The sequence below is a fragment of the Peribacillus deserti genome, from assembly GCF_016909175.1.
Taxonomy (GTDB): Bacteria; Bacillota; Bacilli; order Bacillales; family DSM-1321; genus Paraperibacillus; species Paraperibacillus deserti.
Genome location: NZ_JAFBFI010000014.1, coordinates 99,655 through 117,395 on the forward strand (window position 1 = coordinate 99,655; position 17,741 = coordinate 117,395).

At 40.2% G+C, this 17,741-nt stretch carries 13 protein-coding genes; 4 read left to right on the top strand and 9 right to left on the bottom strand.

Going from position 1 to position 17,741, the window contains the following annotated elements; genetic code table 11:
* Window positions 1–769: 769 nt before the first annotated feature.
* Entirely contained in the window at window positions 770–2,239 is a 1,470-nt protein-coding gene (locus tag JOC77_RS15030) for a SulP family inorganic anion transporter (protein WP_204544580.1), read from the bottom strand.
* 152 nt (window positions 2,240–2,391) lie between these two features.
* Window positions 2,392–3,858 (bottom strand): hypothetical protein, encoded by a 1,467-nt coding sequence (locus JOC77_RS15035; protein WP_204544581.1) that lies wholly within the window; start codon window positions 3,856–3,858, stop codon window positions 2,392–2,394.
* Between the two features lie 279 nt (window positions 3,859–4,137).
* Here JOC77_RS15035 and JOC77_RS15040 point away from each other — a divergent pair, with 279 nt between their 5' ends.
* A complete protein-coding gene (locus tag JOC77_RS15040; RefSeq protein ID WP_204544583.1) occupies window positions 4,138–4,404 on the top strand; it encodes a GlsB/YeaQ/YmgE family stress response membrane protein in 267 nt (88 codons plus the stop codon).
* Between the two features lie 147 nt (window positions 4,405–4,551).
* Here JOC77_RS15040 and JOC77_RS15045 read toward each other — a convergent pair whose 3' ends face one another.
* Complete coding sequence (locus JOC77_RS15045; RefSeq protein ID WP_204544585.1) at window positions 4,552–5,268, bottom strand: phosphotransferase enzyme family protein; 717 nt, start codon at window positions 5,266–5,268, stop codon at window positions 4,552–4,554.
* Between the two features lie 753 nt (window positions 5,269–6,021).
* Here JOC77_RS15045 and JOC77_RS15050 point away from each other — a divergent pair.
* Window positions 6,022–7,161 carry a zinc-dependent alcohol dehydrogenase gene (locus JOC77_RS15050; protein ID WP_204544587.1) on the top strand — a complete coding sequence of 380 codons (1,140 nt, stop codon included), beginning with the start codon at window positions 6,022–6,024 and terminating at the stop codon, window positions 7,159–7,161.
* A 62-nt stretch (window positions 7,162–7,223) separates the two neighbouring features.
* On the opposite strand, the gene JOC77_RS15055 is transcribed toward JOC77_RS15050, so the two are convergent.
* Window positions 7,224–7,622 (bottom strand): acyl-CoA thioesterase, encoded by a 399-nt coding sequence (locus tag JOC77_RS15055; RefSeq protein ID WP_204544589.1) that lies wholly within the window; start codon window positions 7,620–7,622, stop codon window positions 7,224–7,226.
* 34 nt (window positions 7,623–7,656) lie between these two features.
* Window positions 7,657–8,832 (bottom strand): iron-containing alcohol dehydrogenase, encoded by a 1,176-nt coding sequence (locus tag JOC77_RS15060; RefSeq protein WP_204544591.1) that lies wholly within the window; start codon window positions 8,830–8,832, stop codon window positions 7,657–7,659.
* A 406-nt stretch (window positions 8,833–9,238) separates the two neighbouring features.
* Between JOC77_RS15060 and JOC77_RS15065 the strand changes: the two genes are divergently transcribed.
* Window positions 9,239–9,772, top strand: a complete 534-nt coding sequence (locus JOC77_RS15065) for a D-glycero-alpha-D-manno-heptose-1,7-bisphosphate 7-phosphatase (RefSeq protein ID WP_204544593.1) — start codon at window positions 9,239–9,241, stop codon at window positions 9,770–9,772.
* 79 nt (window positions 9,773–9,851) lie between these two features.
* Here the strand turns inward: JOC77_RS15065 and megL are convergent, their stop codons facing one another.
* Complete coding sequence (gene megL / locus JOC77_RS15070) at window positions 9,852–11,036, bottom strand: methionine gamma-lyase (RefSeq protein WP_204544595.1); 1,185 nt, start codon at window positions 11,034–11,036, stop codon at window positions 9,852–9,854.
* Between the two features lie 184 nt (window positions 11,037–11,220).
* Between megL and JOC77_RS15075 the strand changes: the two genes are divergently transcribed.
* Window positions 11,221–12,084, top strand: a complete 864-nt coding sequence (locus JOC77_RS15075) for a sulfite exporter TauE/SafE family protein (RefSeq protein ID WP_204544597.1) — start codon at window positions 11,221–11,223, stop codon at window positions 12,082–12,084.
* A 501-nt stretch (window positions 12,085–12,585) separates the two neighbouring features.
* Here the strand turns inward: JOC77_RS15075 and JOC77_RS15080 are convergent.
* The 3 genes from JOC77_RS15080 to JOC77_RS15085 all read right to left on the bottom strand — a co-directional run bounded on the left by JOC77_RS15080 (window position 12,586) and on the right by JOC77_RS15085 (window position 17,709).
* Complete coding sequence (locus JOC77_RS15080; protein WP_204544599.1) at window positions 12,586–13,755, bottom strand: DEAD/DEAH box helicase; 1,170 nt, start codon at window positions 13,753–13,755, stop codon at window positions 12,586–12,588.
* 301 nt (window positions 13,756–14,056) lie between these two features.
* Window positions 14,057–14,185 (bottom strand): hypothetical protein, encoded by a 129-nt coding sequence (locus tag JOC77_RS21330; RefSeq protein WP_239558774.1) that lies wholly within the window; start codon window positions 14,183–14,185, stop codon window positions 14,057–14,059.
* A gap of 323 nt (window positions 14,186–14,508) precedes the next feature.
* Window positions 14,509–17,709 carry an efflux RND transporter permease subunit gene (locus tag JOC77_RS15085; protein WP_204544601.1) on the bottom strand — a complete coding sequence of 1,067 codons (3,201 nt, stop codon included), beginning with the start codon at window positions 17,707–17,709 and terminating at the stop codon, window positions 14,509–14,511.
* Window positions 17,710–17,741: the final 32 nt, after the last annotated feature.

The window sequence follows — 17,741 nt, forward strand, 5'->3', positions numbered from 1 at the left end:
TTTATGAAACTTTTTAGATTATGGAGAAACACGCTTTATATGGGTATCTTTAAAGAAGAAGATATTGTGAAGTGCTTGTCTAATTAAACGTAGAAATCGTATCTATTTTAAGGGATCTCTGCGGTGGAAAGCGATTTATAACAGAAAGTAAAAATATCTGCTCTAATGAATGATATCATTCCTATAGCGAATAAAAGAAGACTAATTGTATGCGTAAGCAAAATCTGGTTATAGTGACCCCTCTTTTTGCTGGAGAAGGCAATTTTCTTAAATGAAAATTATACTATTACACTTCTAACCCTATAGGTAAGGATCATATCAGGACATAGATATTTTACATTTATGTTTTTAGCTGATATTTGTTCTGCCAGAGCGTTTTTTGATTATATTTTTACCATTTATGCTTGTGTTTTTCGATTTAATGCTTTTGTTTTTCAATTTAATGCTTATGTTTTAATTGTCTATGCTTATCTCTATATTTGTAGCTTAACTTACTAGACTTATGATTCTATGGATTGAATTATGCTTAACTTGGCAGGTAAATGATTCTGAATAATAGATTTATGCTTATTTCCATGCTGAATAAATGGACCCCTTTAAATTAACGGTGGTCAAACGTCGAGTTATTTTACACTATTGTCAAACACCAAACTTATTTACCTCGCAGCTTCTAAGGCAGCCAGCCAGCGTCAGTCCACATATTTTCAATATATAAATCCGAGCATACAAAAAGGACTGACATTTTTCTGTCAGTCCTTTCGTGAGTACCCTAATAATTTTTCGCAGCTTTACGCTCTGCTTTATCGAAAACAGCTAACTTATCCATCAGGCTGGAGCTGGCTGGATTTAGTCCTTTTATAGTTACCTTCGCACCCATTTCTTTATACTTTAATACAATTCTATCAATGGCTCCCACTGCAGAGTCATCCCAAATATGAGATTCGGTAAAATCAATAACAACAGAAACATCATCTTTAATTTCGAAATAGGAAATAAATTCTGTTACAGAAGCAAAAAACAGCTGTCCTTTAACGCGGTAGACAGTCTCTCCGCTTTCCTCACTCCTGCTAACATCCACACGTGATATTTTTGCTGCAAAGAAAACCGCACTCAGGACCACACCTGCAATTACTCCTTTTGATAGATCATGGGTCATTACAACTGTAACCACCGTAACGATCATTACCACAACATCGGTTTTAGGCATAATATGGAGCTTCAATAGAGACGACCAGTCAAAGGTGCCTATTGACACCATAACCATAACCCCCACCAGTGCAGCCATTGGTATTCTGACCAGCAAATCCTGGAGAGAAATGATAAGAACCATTAAAAACACTCCGGCTATAAGTGTTGATAACCTTCCCCTGCCTCCTGATTTTATATTAATAACCGACTGTCCAATCATGGCACAACCTGCCATGCCGCCAAAGAAACCTGCAATAATATTAGCAGTGCCCTGACCTCTGGCCTCTCTATTTTTATCACTATCTGTATCGGTCATATCATCAACAATTTGAGCTGTGAGAAGGGACTCTAGCAGCCCAACCAGAGAAAGAGCTATAGAATAGGGAAAAATAATTTTAAGAGTTTCAAAGGTAAGCGGAATATCAGGAATCATAAATGCAGGCAGACTTTGTGTCAGCTCCCCCATATCCCCGACCGTCCGGATAGAAGCTCCCGTTACAACCGCAATGATCGTCATAACAATGATGGCAACCAAAGGGGCTGGTATAGCCTTTGTAAATCTCGGGAGGATGTAGATAATAGCAAGGGAACCTGCAACCATAGCATACATTACCCAGGATTCACCATAAAAGTGAGGCAGCTGAGCCATAAAAATTAAGATGGCCAATGAGTTCACAAAACCTGTCATAACACTTCTCGGTATAAACTTAAGCAAATGGCCTATCTTCACCATTCCCAGGATAATCTGAATAATACCAGTCAAAACTGTCGCTGCAAATAAATACTGCAAACCATGATCCTTAACCAGGGTTACCATTAAGAGCGCCATTGCTCCTGTAGCAGCGGAAATCATGCCCGGTCTGCCTCCTATAAAAGCAATAACAACAGCAATACAAAATGATGCATACAATCCGACCATAGGGTCCACACCTGCAATGATGGAAAACGCAATGGCTTCAGGTATCAAGGCAAGAGCCACTAGAACGCCAGAAAGAATATCCCCTTTAACATTACCAAACCATTCATATTTAATTGTCTGTAAATTGAACAAAAGAACACCTCTTCTAATTAGGTAGTAAGACTTTCAACTCTCATGAAAGCCGGGCCGTTGTTAACGCAGAACATTATAGCATGCCTGATCCTGCCAAACAAAGTGAAATTTTGTAAAATAAAAAACTGACCACTTAAGGGTCAGCTCTGAACTTAATATTTATTCCTAGTGGAAACAGCCGTCTTTCTTTCCCATAATTCCCTCTTTTTTCTGTCATTTCTCCAGGTTAGGAAACTTGAAATAGTCAGGTATACAGCTACAATCAAACCGCTTACCGTCACAAATAAGGCAATATACTCAAATAGGGAATATCCCGCTAATTTTCCCCACTTAATATTGCCCTTTAAATCCTCAATCACTTGATTCATTCCATAAATTCCGCTGATTACTGTAAACAGCGTTAGATATAAAAGCAATAAACTGTTTTTCTTATCAGAAAAAGACTCCTGGTATCGATACAAGCTATAAAGCGTCTGCTTTCCATCATCATACATTTCTTCGATTTTAAATACATCTCTTAAATGCAGAAAGATATCTCTTCCCTGTGATTGGGTAGCCAATTCAATGAAATAATAATTGGCAGTGAAAGAATTGACGATATAGATAAGTTCTTCCACTTTTTCTCTATCCTTATCAATGCGGATTTCAGAGTAATCATTGGCTATTTTGAGCAAAACAATTTTATGAAACAAATTTAGGAGAAGTCCATAATAATACTCTCCAAACATTTGGCTGACCAGCGGATCCAGAGCCGGCCTCTCTTCATTGGTTATACATGAAAAATGGTCCTCTTTCACCACATAATAGGTGTCGGGTGCCCATCTGTCATAACTGTTCTCCTTAAGGAATTCATGAATATATCTCCTATTGGTAGAACTGATGCTTGGTTTCCCTTCTGAGTCGCTTCCATCTAAATTAGCTGCACGGAACACATCCATTTTCTCAAAAGGATCATTTTCTTTAAAAGAGAAAATAGATTGGACATACATCCTGTCATCCTCAAAAAACGGAAACGTTTCAAAATAGGATTCCTCCATATTCGTTTTATCGAAGTAATCTGTAATGGAAGGATTTAAATGCTTAATGATAAATTCTTTAACGTCCTTAAAGGTTTTCTCCTCTCCTTTAAGACTTATCTCATTCCTTGAGTACCTTTTGGAGCTAAGGCTCCTGAATCTTTTTGCAAATTCCATCGCCGAAGAAAAATTGGCATCTTCGCCAATTTGCAGCCGAATAGTTATAAACCCTACATTCATCGGGCAAAGCGTAACATCAGTGGATAAGAGCTGGAAAGGGAGCGAAAACTTCTCCGCGTTATAATAACAGTCTAAGTTCATTTGCTTTGAGAATCTATGAAAGCCCTCCTGTTTTTCGTTACTTGGGAATAAAATTTTATTTGTAAAAGGCAGGTAATATCCCTCAATATTTTCATGAAAAATTTGAAAATCACCGTAATATTTTCTTTCAAGGGACAGATCATCCAGTTTAAATGCTTCGTATTGCTGGTCGCCAAGCGTTTTTTTTAGGGAAACAATTCGATATTCCTTTATTGAAAAGGGAAGGACAAATACCAATAGTGCCCGATCAAGATTTTTTTCCTTAATTTCGATTGCTTTCATGCTCCTGCTAACTCCCTTCGGGCATGGCTTATCTAATATCATGATTATATGTACTATTATCTCTCTTACTGATTAATTTATTAATACCACACTGTATAGTAAAAAAACGAGAAATTGATGGTATAGTGCATACTTAAAAATGCATGGGTTATCCTAAACCTTAAATAAAGTAAAAATAAGTAAATTAAAAATGATGTTTAGAACATCCCAATCTGGGGCAAAAAAAGAACAAGCTTATAAGCTAAGCAAAAAAAATTATCAAAAAGGAGACATGCTATTATGGAATTTTTATGGTCATTAATTATAGGTGGTATCATTGGTTGGCTAGCTGGATTAATTTTAGGACGTGACGTTCCTGGTGGAGTTATCGGGAATATTATCGCTGGTTTTATCGGTGCTTGGCTTGGAGGACTAATCTTTGGCAGCTGGGGTCCTGATGTAGGCGGATTTGCAATTATCCCTGCTTTACTTGGAGCTATCATTCTTATTTTAATTGTTAGCTTCATTATGAAAGCAGTACGCGGCAGAAGCCACAACAATCGCTAACCTGTATAAAATTTAAATAACCACCTAAATAACCAATCAAGAAAAGATCAAAACATCCACTGTTTTGATCTTTTTTTGTGCTGCCTTCTATAGATGCAAATTTTCAATCACAGGTCTCTCATGTTCTATCCGAATCTTTTAAATCCCTCAATGTATAACGTTGCCATGCTTCAAGTTGGTCCAAATCCCAGTGCTTAGTAAAAAGATCCAGTAAAAAAATTCCCTTTGTTTTAAAAGAATGGGTATTTGCTCCGTGATTCCTCGGTAGACAGTACGTTCTTTGGCATAGCCATCGAAAAACTTACTGAAAAACTGTTTAGGAAATGCTGCTTCCATTAAAGGAAGAATTCTGCCAGTGCGCATGATAAAAAAGCTCGCTGCTATATTATTGGCAAACCAATAATATGCACAGTCATCAAAATCGAATAAGGTAATTTCTCCGGAATTAACTCGTAAATTCCCCTGGTGAAAATCATTATGGATAAGTCCAAACAGTTCTGTTCCTGTAGGAAGAACGGATAAAGTTTTAAGATGTTTCTGGTACTTTTCTTTTATTTTCCCCTGCGAGTCTACTCTCTCTACATGGAATATATCAGCATTCGCTTCCAATCCCATAGGCCTCTTTATGCTGCTTGCATCCATTTTTCCGGCAAGCTTATGCATCTTTCCCATAGTTTGACCCCAGTTATAAAACAAATCCTTATTCCAAACATCTGGCTGCGTTACATCGATTGGACGGCCTGGTACCTTTTCAAAGGACACAAGATAATAGATGACTCCATTGTCACTCACCGTTTCGATTAGATTTCTGTTGATTGACTCAACCGGAAGCGAGACCCGGACTCCTCCATTATGTAATCCCAAATAAATTTCAATTCACTCTCAATTCGGCTGATATTTCTTAGCTTACTGGGAGTAATGCGCAAATATTTTTGTTTGCCGTCATTTCCGTATGAGTAAACAATATTTTGAAAACCTTCAGAAACCCGCTGTATTTCAGTATGTATTTCAAATAGTCTTTTCGCCTCGATAAGAAGATTTTCGTTGTCCATTAAGTATTCCTCGCTTTTTATCGGATTCAAAAAATTAAATCTGTAAATGACTAAAAAACGCGGGCCCTGCCGCGTTTAAAGATTATGTTCAGAAGTGAGTAAATCTATCTGTCGTTCTCCTATTTATATCAAGTCACTATTAATTTGGCCGTTTCTTAACTATCTCCTTTTTTATCACTGCATAAAGTGAGCCTTGGCATGGAACCTGGAACTTCTTCTGAATACAAAACACTTCTAATCTGGGATTGTCACTTAAAAATCCCCAAGCTGTTTTGTTTTTAAAAAACACTTAAATGACGATTAGTAAACTGAAGATTATGTTCCATTAAACTTTCTAAAAACAGCCAAAGTCTGTACGTTTTAAATAGATAGATTCCATACATTTTTAAAGTTAATTAATTTATTTCATTAATTGGGGGAAATTAGAAAGTGTCACATACTTCGTAGATAACCAACAAGTTTTGGCATGGACTTTTTTATTTCCATTTAAAGATTTTATTTAGAATTGCTTTTATAAAGAAAAATAGGGGTATAAGTGAAGTATTCCATACTTAGGAGGCTGATTATGAAAGCTGTAACGTTTCAAGGACCAAAGAACATGCAGGTAAAACAGGTTCCGGACCCAAAAATTGAAAAGAACGATGATATTATTGTCCGAATTACTTCAACGGCAATCTGTGGTTCCGATCTCCATATTTATCAGGGCGCACTGCCTACTCATAAAGACTATGTTGTCGGTCATGAGCCTATGGGGATTGTTGAAGACGTCGGGCCAGAGGTTACTAAGGTTAAAAAGGGGGACAGAGTTGTCCTCCCGTTTAATATTTCATGCGGCCACTGCTTCTTCTGTGAGCATGATATGGAAAGCCAATGTGATAACTCCAATCCAAATCCTGAAATAGACTCAGGAGGATATTTTGGATTTACTGAAAGATATGGGAATTATCAGGGGGGACAAGCTGAATTGCTGCGTGTTCCTTTTGGGAACTTTATGCCGTTTGTTATTCCGGAATCATGTGAACTTGAAGACGAAGCCTTGCTCTTTATGTCTGACGTACTTCCGACTGCCTACTGGAGTGTAGAGAACTCCGGCGTAAAGAAAGGCGATACCGTGGTGGTACTTGGGTGCGGTCCAGTCGGCTTAATGGCTCAAAAATTCGCATGGATGAAAGGGGCTAAGCGGGTAATCGCCGTTGATAATACCCCTTACCGACTGAACCATGCAAAAAATAAAAACAATGTAGAAATCCTAAACTTTGAAAAATTTGATGATTCAGGTTCACACATCAAAGAGATCACAAATGGGGGAGCAGACGTAGTAATAGACTGTGTAGGCATGGACGGCAAAAAATCACCAATGGAAGCAATCGGCCAAAAGCTAAAGCTTCAGGGAGGAACCATAAGTCCGATTGAGATTGGTCTGAATGCTGTAAGAAAGTTTGGAACCATTCAGCTCACTGGTGTCTACGGATCCATGTATAATATGTTCCCGCTCGGTAATATTTTCGAGAGGAATGTTTCCCTGAAAATGGGACAGGCACCTGTTATCCACTATATGCCTATGATGTTTGATATGATTTCAAGAGCCGAATTTGATCCCACAGAGATCATCACTCACAGAGTTCCGCTTGATGAGGCAGGCCAGGCTTATAAAGTCTTTAATGACCACGCAGATGACTGTATCAAAGTTGTATTGAAACCATAAGAATTAGAACACAAACACCCCTTCTCAAAAGCAGGAGGGGTGTTTGATTCTGTGAAGATTTTTTATTCATTGGGGTAATAATGACTCTCCAATACTTTTCGTAATTCGTCTGGAATTGGTTCCGAATGCTGAAGCTTTGTATTATAGTTCACGTAAGCTGCGGTTCCTTTTACACATAGTCTGCCAGCCTGATGAATCTCTTCGTACAGGATCAGGCTTGAGTTCCCGATTTTTTTCACCCATGTATAGACATCAGCCTTTTCTCCGAAATAAATTTGGCCGATATAATCCACATTCATATTTACGATGATCATTCTCCAGTTCTCAAATGAAAAGTCAGGTGTAAATAATTTGAAAAGCTGATTTCGCCCTGCCTCCAGCCACACTGGAACTGTTGTATTATTAATATGGCCTACTCCATCTGTTTCAGATACTCTAGGCTCTATGATTGTATGGTACATGCTATCCCTCCCTTATTCATTTTAAACTGGAGCTTTATCTTCCAAGTGCCAGTTCCCCTTTTAGAGCTGAGAGATAGATGCTCTTTGTTGCTTCTAATGAAAAAGGCTTTGGACTTCTAGCCAGAAGCCTTGTCTGCTTCATGCCATTTTCCGCCAGGCGGTTAATATCATTCTCAGTGATGCCATATTCCCCGAGTGTAGTCGGCAGCCCTGTATCCCGAATTAGATTCTGGATTTCTTGGACCACTGAAATGGCAAGATCCCTCTGGTTCTTGTTTTCCACAGGAAGGCCAAGAACAGCCGCCAGCCTGATCATTTTCTCCATACAGGAAGGCCAGATATAATCTAATACGTAAGGCAGCAATACCGCATTCGATTCGCCATGGGGCAGCTTGAATAACCCTCCTAGCGGGTACGCTAAGGCATGCACACCTGCTACTCCCGCATTGTAAAAACTTAAGCCTGCCAGCATACTCCCCCACGACATTTCATTTCTGGCGGCTGTATTTTCCCCCTGCCATACGGCTGTTCTGATATTTGCTGCAATCCTCGTTACAGCTTCTAACGCAAGTGTGTCGGTCAAAATGGATGCATTGATAGAGAGATAAGCCTCAATTGCATGAGTTAAAGCATCCACGCCGCTCGCCGCAGTAACTCTTGGGGGAAGAGTGTAGGTTAATTCTGGGTCAATGATCGCTATATCAGATAGTAAAAACTCATGACTGATAACGTCTTTTGTATCTTCCAGTGAAAAAACGGCAATATCCGTAATTTCCGCTCCTGTACCAGCAGTAGTTGGAATCAGAACCTTTGGCAATCCGGTGTGGCTGAATGTCTTTGTTCCTGTTAAATGTAAAAAATCGGAAATCTCACCAGAATTTCTGGCCAGAACCGACGCGGCTTTCGCTATATCTAAGCAGCTTCCTCCGCCGATCCCAATAACAAGATCAGCCCGATAATCACGTACAGCCTGTACAGCCTGGTCTCCAACCGCAATAGGCGGTTCTGCCTCGATCTTTGTGAATAAGGAATACTCTGTGTCAAGCTCCTGCAGCATAGCCTCCAATTCATTTGTTAATCCTAGATGAACAACGATCGGATCAGCAAAGATGAAAACTCTCTTAGCCTTATAATCTTTTACAATGGCAGAGATATTTTTAATAGAACCTTCCCCTGTTATGATTTTCTTAGGCGAAGCAAATAATTTCATACTGGTTCCCCCCACTCCTGATTAGTAGAATCCTTTTTTCATAAGGTAAAATAATAATTTAGCCCAGTATGATTCCGCTTACATTTTAAAACAGCAGCTACAGGAAGAAATCACGTTTCAAAGGAGCATGAAGAAGAACCGGGTTTATTTCAGCCGATAAAGAATGCATGCTTAAGTAATACTTTCTTAAATATGGTTAGCTGATCAGGCTGAATAATTCTGTATGTAAAAGCATCTATGCTGCCGTTTTACGGTTAACTCTTTCTAGATACAACCTGAAAATCTCCGGTTTTTCCTCAATTAATCTATCTCTAAGTCTCTAGTTTTGTTCATTATATCAAATCGCTGTTTTTGATTCATTTCTTGGGGGAATACTTTTTAAAATTAAGAATCTTAGGAGGAAGACATGGAAAAGGCTGTCTTTTTAGATCGTGACGGTGTATTGAATGAGATGTTATCTAACCGGGTGAAATTTGTAAATAACACAGGGCAATTGTATTTGTTAGAAGGAGCTGCAGAAGCCATTGCTGAGTTTAACAAAGCTGGATATGAGGTGTTCGTCGTAACGAACCAAGGCGGTGTAGGCCTTGGTTACTTAAAGGAGAAAAACTTGGTGAGAATTCATGAACATCTTCAAAGCCTTGTTAGGGACAAAGGGGGATCGATAACAGAGATTGCCTATTGTGCACACAGGCCAAATGCCGGATGTGAGTGCAGAAAACCAGGCCCCGGTATGCTTTTCGATCTTGCTGCAAGGCATAATATTGACCTTTCCGGCAGTGTAATGGCCGGTGACCATGAACGTGATATTGAAGCAGGTAAAAAGGCCGGATGTAAAACGGTTTTCATCGGCGATGGTCCTTCCTCAGCCGATCTTATTGCGCCTTCCTTACACTCAGCCGTCCAGCCTATATTGGATCTGCTGTCAGAAAATAAATGAAGCCGCCTGCGGTTCCAGCTTAAATGCTCATCGGTTTTCATACCTGTAACAACAAAAGCCAAATTCATGGCTTTTTTCATTAGATGGAATCTAATCCTTGTTGTAAATCCTCCCAAATATCCTCCCATGCTTCAAGACCAACTGATAATCTAAGCATCTGATCCGTTATGCCCATTTCCAGCCTTTGAGTTTCAGGAATTACGGCGTGTGTCATCGTTGCCGGGTGCTGGATTAAAGTTTCTGCATCTCCCAGGCTGACAGCAATTTTAACCAAATGCAGCGAATTTAATAATCGCTGTGCATCCTTTTTAGTCCCTTTTATTTCAAATGAAATCAATCCTCCTCCGCCCTTCATCTGCTTTTGCATGATGTTGTAATCCCTGTGGCTCGGGTCTCCCGGGTAATAGACATTTTCTACTGCACGATGCTCCTTTAATTTTTCATATAGCTTTTTTGCATTCTCAGTGTGGCGGTCCATTCTGACAGGAAGTGTTTTTAAACCGCGTAAAAGAAGCCAGGCATCAAAAGGAGATATGATCCCACCAATATCCTTTAAGGTAGTCATGGCCAGCCTTCGGATAAATTCCTTCTTTCCTGCGGCTAAGCCTGCAACCACATCTCCATGCCCGCAGATATATTTAGTTGCACTATGGAGAACAATATCACACCCAAGTATTAGAGGCTGCTGCAGATAGGGAGAACTGAATGTGTTATCCACAACCACTGAAATCCTATGTTCCTTCGCTGCCCTAGATACCATCTCTAAATCTATCATTCTCATTGTGGGATTAATAGGTGTTTCCACATAGATACAAACCGTCTCTGGCTTGATCAACTGCTTGATTTGCTGTTCGTTTTCCATAGGAGAAAAATCATATGTGACATTAAATTTTTCTTTCAATAACTCTAATAAACCAAAGGTACAGCCATATAACCCCTGTGAACATATAATATGGTCACCGGCTTTTACCAATGAAAATAAAACAGCGGAAACCGCCGCCATCCCTGATCCAAATGCAATTCCATCCTCAGCACCTTCAAGTGCAGCAATTCTCTCTTCAAGTGCCCGTACAGTGGGGTTTCCCAGCCGTGAGTAAATAAAGCCTTCCTCCCTGCCTGCAAAACGATTCTCGCCTTGTTCGGCTGTTTCAAATGTGAAAGTAGAGGTTTGAAATAGGGGTATAGACAAACTTCCTAAGTGATCTTTTGCTTCATATCCAGTATGAATGACTTCTGTCTCAAAATGTTTAAACTTTTTCTCCATCGTCACGCCTCCCGATACTATCCCATATTATTCGCATGCCTATTTATCATTGTATGATGAAAACAAGCATTTTGTAAGCGTTTTCTTTTTGGGGAGTCCAGAACTTTTTGTTTTATCGTGACAAATGCACAGAGCTTTACATACCAATATATACAGTTCAAATTTAGCAGGCTGGAGGTAAACAATGAAAAAATTAATCATCCTGGCACTTATCGGCTTAGCCGCGCAACTGGTAGATGGCTCACTTGGAATGGGATTTGGCATTACATCCACTTCTCTGCTGCTGCTGCTTGGCTCTGCGCCTGCGGCCGCTTCCGCATCCGTCCATTTTGCAGAAGTTGTAACAAATGCGGCATCTGGAATTTCTCATATTCGGTTTGGTAACGTAAATAAGCAAACTGTCTTACGGTTAATCATTCCAGGATCGATCGGAGCTTTTGTTGGTGCTTGTTTTTTAAGCAGTCTTCCAGGTGATGTAATGAAGCCTTATATTTCCGGATTTTTATTATGTCTAGGTGTATACATTATTTGCCGTTTTGCATGTAAAAGCCATACAAAGCCCCCGTCAAATAAGGGATTCTCAAAGAAGCAATTAATTCCGCTTGGATTAGTGGCCGGGTTCATGGATGCGACAGGCGGGGGGGGCTGGGGACCCGTAACAACCCCAATGCTTCTTGCAAAAAATGAAGATGAGCCCCGCAAAGTGGTTGGCTCAGTAGATACCAGCGAATTCGCAGTCTCTTTGTCAGCCACTCTAGGCTTCCTCATTTCCCTTGGCTGGTCCGAAGTGAACTGGACCTGGGTCATAGCCATCATGATTGGTGGTATCGTAGCTGCCCCAGCTGCAGCCTGGCTGGTTCGCAAACTTCCCGCGCATTTATTAGGAGTGCTTGTTGGAGGCATTATCATCCTTACCAACCTGCGAATACTCATGCATACAGGTGATTTTTTCTCAGAAACTTTCATAAATATTTCATATGCAACCGTGGTGCTGATCTGGGCCATAGCCGTATGGGCCTCAATTAAAAGGAATCGGAGCAATAGATAAATTTAATCAGTATGAATCTTGAAAGGCTTGGTTTTAAGCCAGGCTTTTAACCTGCACTATTGAGAATTCTGATATCTAATAAGACAGACTAGCTAATGGCGAGCGCGGGTAAGACAGAACTTAACCAATATGGATAATTTATCGGCAGAAATGGACCTTCCAGTTCATAAGCAATCGATTTGAGAGTTTAAATAAAATTCTTATATTTGAAATAAAATTATATATAAAAGTCCCACTTTAACTGTAAACAGCATTTTTTTATAATGATATAAGCTTGTCGCTCCGCTAACTTTATCCTTTAAGAGGGGTAAAGCGAATTTTAAGAGGTTTTTTTCGATTTTAAGGGGAGTTTTTGAATTATAAGAGGGAATTTCAAAATTTAAGAGGGTTTCGCTTTAGCTCCCATCCCAAGCCCATACCAATTAGAGCCAATTTCAATAAAGCCTTGGCCAGCGAAAATCCATTCAAAAATCAAAAAAAGCAGCCAGCGGCTGCTTTTTGCTATTTTCTGTTTTTAATGACCGGCTTTGCGGCTGATCTTATATCAGAGATTTCTCCCTTGTAAAAGGTTTTTGGCTGGATTTCAAGATTAAGGTCTCGGGCCAATCGTTTTAGATCGCGCTCTTCGTTTGGCGCAATAATGGAAATGACTGTTCCTTCCGCACCTGATCTTCCTGTTCTGCCGGATCTGTGAATATATTGTTCCTTTGTTTTAGGCAGGTCAAAATGTATCACATGGGTTAATCCTTTTACATCCAGTCCCCTGGCTGCTACTTCAGTTGCTAACAGCAATGAATACTCTCCGGTGCGGAGGCCTTTTATGGAGGCTTCTCTGTCTCTTTTGTTGGATTCACCGTGAAGAACCCCATGCGGGACACCATTATACTCAAGCCTCTCAGATAAGACACTCAAGCTGCCAATATCCTTCACAAAAGCGAGGCCTTTTAGGCTGTCCAGCCGGCTGATTTTTTCGAGAATTTTAATTTTATCCCTCGGGTCAGCTGTAATGTAAACATGTTCTACTTTTGAAGGAATATTCTCTTCTCTCTTCACAATCACCAGCTCAGGTTCTGACATCATTTTCTTTGCATGAGCTTCGATCTGCGGCGGAAGTGTTGCAGAAAACAAAACAACCTGTCTGTCCTTAAGGGTACTCTTTACAATATTTTGGATTGTTCCAATGTGTTCTGGTACAAGAAGCTGGTCTCCTTCATCCAGGACAATTGTTTTAACTTCATGCATTTTCATTTTCTTTTGCTTAATCAATTCATTGATTCGACCAGGAGTACCTGCCACAACCTGTGGGCGCTTTTTTAACTTTTCCAGCTGTCTCTTCAGGTTTGCGCCTCCGATAAATGAAGCTCCTGAAATCTTGCTTCCTTTTGACCACTTTTGAATTTCTTCATTAATCTGCATCACTAATTCATGTGATGAGGCAAGAATAAGGGCCTGAATCGATCCGTTCTCTTCATTTATTGCATTCAGCACAGGCAGCAGGTAGGCAAGTGTTTTTCCAGTTCCTGTTGGGGATTCCGCAATTACATCCTTTCCCTCAAGAAGGGGAGGAATAGCCTTTTCCTGAATCGTTGTTGGTGCCTTAAACCCAGATGCTTCCCAGTTATTTTGCAAAGCAGGCTTCAATTTATTTAAAAAATCTTCTGTGTGAGTCATGTAAATCTCCTTCAGCTGTGTTTATACACTTATAGTATCATAAGGATCTTCTTATCTTAAGTCTGTTTGTGTGTGAATTGTGTTCCCTTAACGAGCATCCACCTTTATCTTATCATCTCGGAGCAATTTTCCATATTAATTGCTCCCGCTTATCTTAGAAGAAAACTCCAGACATAAGACTATAACTGGATATTTCCCTTTACCCTTTTTTCCGGTCATTTCATCTTCAGATTTTTCTTTAAGTAAAAGTCCATCTAATTTCTAAACCCCATTGACTTTTATAATCCAACGCAAGCAAGTTTCATTCGATTGTAACATCGCCGCTTGCAGCTTCTGCATCTATATGGGCGGTCATTTCCTCATGATCCATATTAATATCCCCTGAATTTGACAGTGTATGAATCACTCCTGCGATCTGGGATAGATACATATCCCCCAACTAGCCTTGGCCGTAATTTTTCCAGCTGCTTGTATAAGGACTAAACTTTTTCTGCTTAAGTATGACCATACGAAATGACACCGCTCTGCACAGCTGTTTGAAGAACAGAGCTTTCACATTTGAAAGTTCGATGTCTCCGCTTTTAGCGGATAGGGGAAATTAATCTTTAGTGACATTTTGGTTGATCAGCATATCTACGGAATTTCCCCTTCCTTCGATGCTGTCTGAGCTAACTGCTGAAAATGCAGGATAGTAAAGGGAAATTTATCAAAAATACCCCGCACCAGCAATTAGGGTGCAGGGTATACATGAAATTAACCGTTCTGTTCTTTACGTCGCTTTCTATTTTTAACCTTGCTTAAAGCTTCATACACAATCGGAACAATGACTAATGTTAACAGAGTTGAGCTTGTAAGCCCGCCGATCACTGTTACTCCAAGCCCTTTGGATATAATTCCGCTTCCTTCTAAACCTAGCGCAAGAGGAATCAATGCTCCAATAGTAGCAATGGCTGTCATTAGTATAGGGCGAAGGCGGGTAGATCCGGCTTCAAGCAACGCTTCTCTAGTCGCTAGTCCGCCTTTTTCGTTATGAATAACCCGGTCAATTAATACAATGGCATTCGTAACAACGATACCTATAAGCATCAATGCACCAATCATGGCAGATACACTTAAAGTTTCTCCGGCAATCAATAGCCCCAGCAGTCCGCCAATAATCGTAAATGGCAGGGAGAACAGAATAGCAAAAGGTGCAAGACCGCCTCCAAATGTAATGACAAGAACCAGATATACAATGGCAATTGCTGCAAGCATGGCGAGTCCAAGCTGTTTAAAGGATTCATTAATATCCTCCGACACACCGCCCATATCTACTTTAATGCTTGACGGCATATCGAGTTTATCCACTTTTTTCTGCAGGTCTGCGGAAGCTTTGGCAGCATTATCTGTCTTAAGCTCACCGCTTACTTCCACATAAATCTTCCCATCTCGGCGGCTTACTGTATTGGATGTTTCTCCTTCTTTAACCTGGACAACATCCTTGATTTGAACTTCTTTCCCTAAAGGAGAAGTTATCGTCTTATTGGTCAAATCAGTCACAGAATTGTAAGTTTCTTTCTCAGTCTGGATGTAGACATTTAATTCTTCGTCATCTTTACTAACTTTCGTTAAGATCGGACGCTCCCTTTGAGGGCTTAATTCCATGCCAATCTGCCCTGCAGTTAGACCAAGTGAGCTCAATTTCTTCTGATCGGCTGTGAACGTATATTCTTGGTACGTTTCCGACATGCTTGAATCAACGTTTTTAAAATTAGCGTCCTTCTTCATTATATTTTGAATATCCTTCACGATAGGCTCAATATCTTTCATGCTGTCTCCGTATACATACATCTTCACTTCATTGCTTGCACCGCTTGAACTGAAGTTTTGGGACAGCCATTCCCCATTAGTTGTGAAAGATTGAAGATCCTTGATTATCTTTTCTTTTTCCTTCTCAAAATCCGGCGTATCATCTTCATATTGAACATAGAAGATTGCACTATTGCTGTCACCAGGATTCATAGGGTTTTCACTGCCAAGCGAAAGCTGGATGGTTTTTACTCCATCTCTTTCCAGCAGAAGATTTTCCGCTTTCTCTGAAACTCGACTGGCCTGCTCACGGGTTACCCCTGGATCCGGCTTGAAAGTCGCAATCATCATCTTCTCTTCCTCAGATGAAAGGAAGCTTACGCCGATTACCGGGATTAAGAACAAACTTCCGGCTAGCATTAGAATAGCAATTCCTGACGTAATGATTTTATGGTTGAGTGTCCAATTTAATAATTTCTTATAACCATTCGCAAGTTTCCCCGGACCTTGCTCTTCATGCACCTTTACACCCTTTTTAAACAGAGAGTGGGCAAGCATCGGAACTATAGTAACGGCCACAAGGAGTGATGCCGAAAGGGCAAAAACAATCGTCAAAGCAAATGGCAGGAACAGTTCCCCTATCATGCCTTTTACCAGCCCTAAAGGCAGAAATACGGCGATTGTTACGATTGTAGAAGAAAGAATAGGCATAAACATTTCTTTAGTAGCTTCACGGATTAAATCTGCACCTTTTAATGTTTCACCTTTTAAAGACATTCGGCGGTAGATATTTTCTATAACTACAATAGAATCATCCACAACCCTTCCTATTGCAACTGTCATAGCACCCAGTGTCATCATGTTAAGAGTAATATCCATCTGCTTTAATAATAGGATCGCAATTAATAGAGAAAGCGGGATGGAGATCATAGAAATCAATGTAGATTTTAAATCCCTTAAAAACAGAAGAATTATGACCATTGCAAAAGCGGCACCGAAAAGGGCTTTGCTCAGCATGGTACTTACAGAATGCTCAATAGGTTCTGCCTGGTCGAAGGTAAATACAGTCTCTAATCCATCTATTTCTTTATTAAACTCTTTGACTTTTTCTTTCACATCAATAGCCACATCTACCGTATTTGCATCAGAAGCTTTTACGATTGAAAGACCGATTGCTTCTTTGCCGTTTGTCCTTGATATAGACTCAGCCTTGCCAACCTCTTTAATTTCGGCAATATCGCCTAATTTCACAGTAGGTATAGCGGCATTTGCTGCGGCCGCACTTTGTGCTGACCCGCTGGTCATTGAAGCATTTTGTTTAGAACCGGAAAAAGGCTGTTGTTCAGATGCAGCACCATTTAATCCTTGCTGCCCTGAACCTGGAGCAGGATTTTGTCCAGCAGCTGGAGCTCCGCCTGTTGATGGAATAGCAGGTATTTCCAGATCCTTCAGGTCAGAAATAGTCGTAATATTACCGTCAACCTTTACGGATTTTTGCGTATCCTTAAACGTGTATAACCCAAGCGGTACGGTTACATCTGAACCTTTTATTATATTTTGAACGGCTGCTTCCTGCAGTCCGAGCTGTTTCATTTTGTCCTGATCAAATTTTAACTCGACTTCATCCACTTGCTGCCCAGAAATCTGAACTGTGGAAACACCATTAATCCCTTCAAGAGCTGGCGCAATCTTTTCTTTAACCGTTTTGGTTAATGCAGCCAGAGACTCTTCGTCATTCGAAACACTTAGAGTCAGAATCGGAAAGGCATTAAAACTCAGCTTTGAGGTTTCAGGCTCCTGAACTCCCTCCGGAAATGAAATAGAGGAAAGAGCTTCTTCTGCCTCGTTTTTCGCTTCATCCATATTCTTTTCGAAATCATATTCAATCTGAACCGAAGATGCATTTTGATAAGACGTAGAACTGACAACTTTTACCCCATTCATACTCTGTACAGCCTGCTCAATTGGCTGGGAAACTTTATCTCCCACCTCTTCAGGGGTTGCACCCGGGTAGATCGTTGTTATACTTAAAATAGGCGTGCTGATATTCGGAATGGTTTCGAGCTTCATGTTTAGTCCGGAATATAAGCCGGCTGCAACCACGATCAGCGTCATAAGCCAAACCGCAAATTTATTTCTTAACGTAAAATTGATAATACTATTCATTTTACCCTCCTAATGGGATATCCTATTGACCA

Bases quoted from the DNA above. Each gene is read 5' to 3' on its own strand.
- JOC77_RS15035 (WP_204544581.1), bottom strand. From the start codon at position 3,858: ATGAAAGCAATCGAAATTAAGGAAAAAAATCTTGATCGGGCACTATTG.
- JOC77_RS15040 (WP_204544583.1), top strand. From the start codon at position 4,138: ATGGAATTTTTATGGTCATTAATTATAGGTGGTATCATTGGTTGGCTA.
- JOC77_RS15050 (WP_204544587.1), top strand. From the start codon at position 6,022: ATGAAAGCTGTAACGTTTCAAGGACCAAAGAACATGCAGGTAAAACAG.
- JOC77_RS15055 (WP_204544589.1), bottom strand. From the start codon at position 7,622: ATGTACCATACAATCATAGAGCCTAGAGTATCTGAAACAGATGGAGTA.
- JOC77_RS15060 (WP_204544591.1), bottom strand. From the start codon at position 8,832: ATGAAATTATTTGCTTCGCCTAAGAAAATCATAACAGGGGAAGGTTCT.
- JOC77_RS15065 (WP_204544593.1), top strand. From the start codon at position 9,239: ATGGAAAAGGCTGTCTTTTTAGATCGTGACGGTGTATTGAATGAGATG.
- megL (WP_204544595.1), bottom strand. From the start codon at position 11,036: ATGGAGAAAAAGTTTAAACATTTTGAGACAGAAGTCATTCATACTGGA.
- JOC77_RS15075 (WP_204544597.1), top strand. From the start codon at position 11,221: ATGAAAAAATTAATCATCCTGGCACTTATCGGCTTAGCCGCGCAACTG.
- JOC77_RS15080 (WP_204544599.1), bottom strand. From the start codon at position 13,755: ATGACTCACACAGAAGATTTTTTAAATAAATTGAAGCCTGCTTTGCAA.
- JOC77_RS21330 (WP_239558774.1), bottom strand. From the start codon at position 14,185: ATGTATCTATCCCAGATCGCAGGAGTGATTCATACACTGTCAAATTCA.
- JOC77_RS15085 (WP_204544601.1), bottom strand. From the start codon at position 17,709: ATGAATAGTATTATCAATTTTACGTTAAGAAATAAATTTGCGGTTTGG.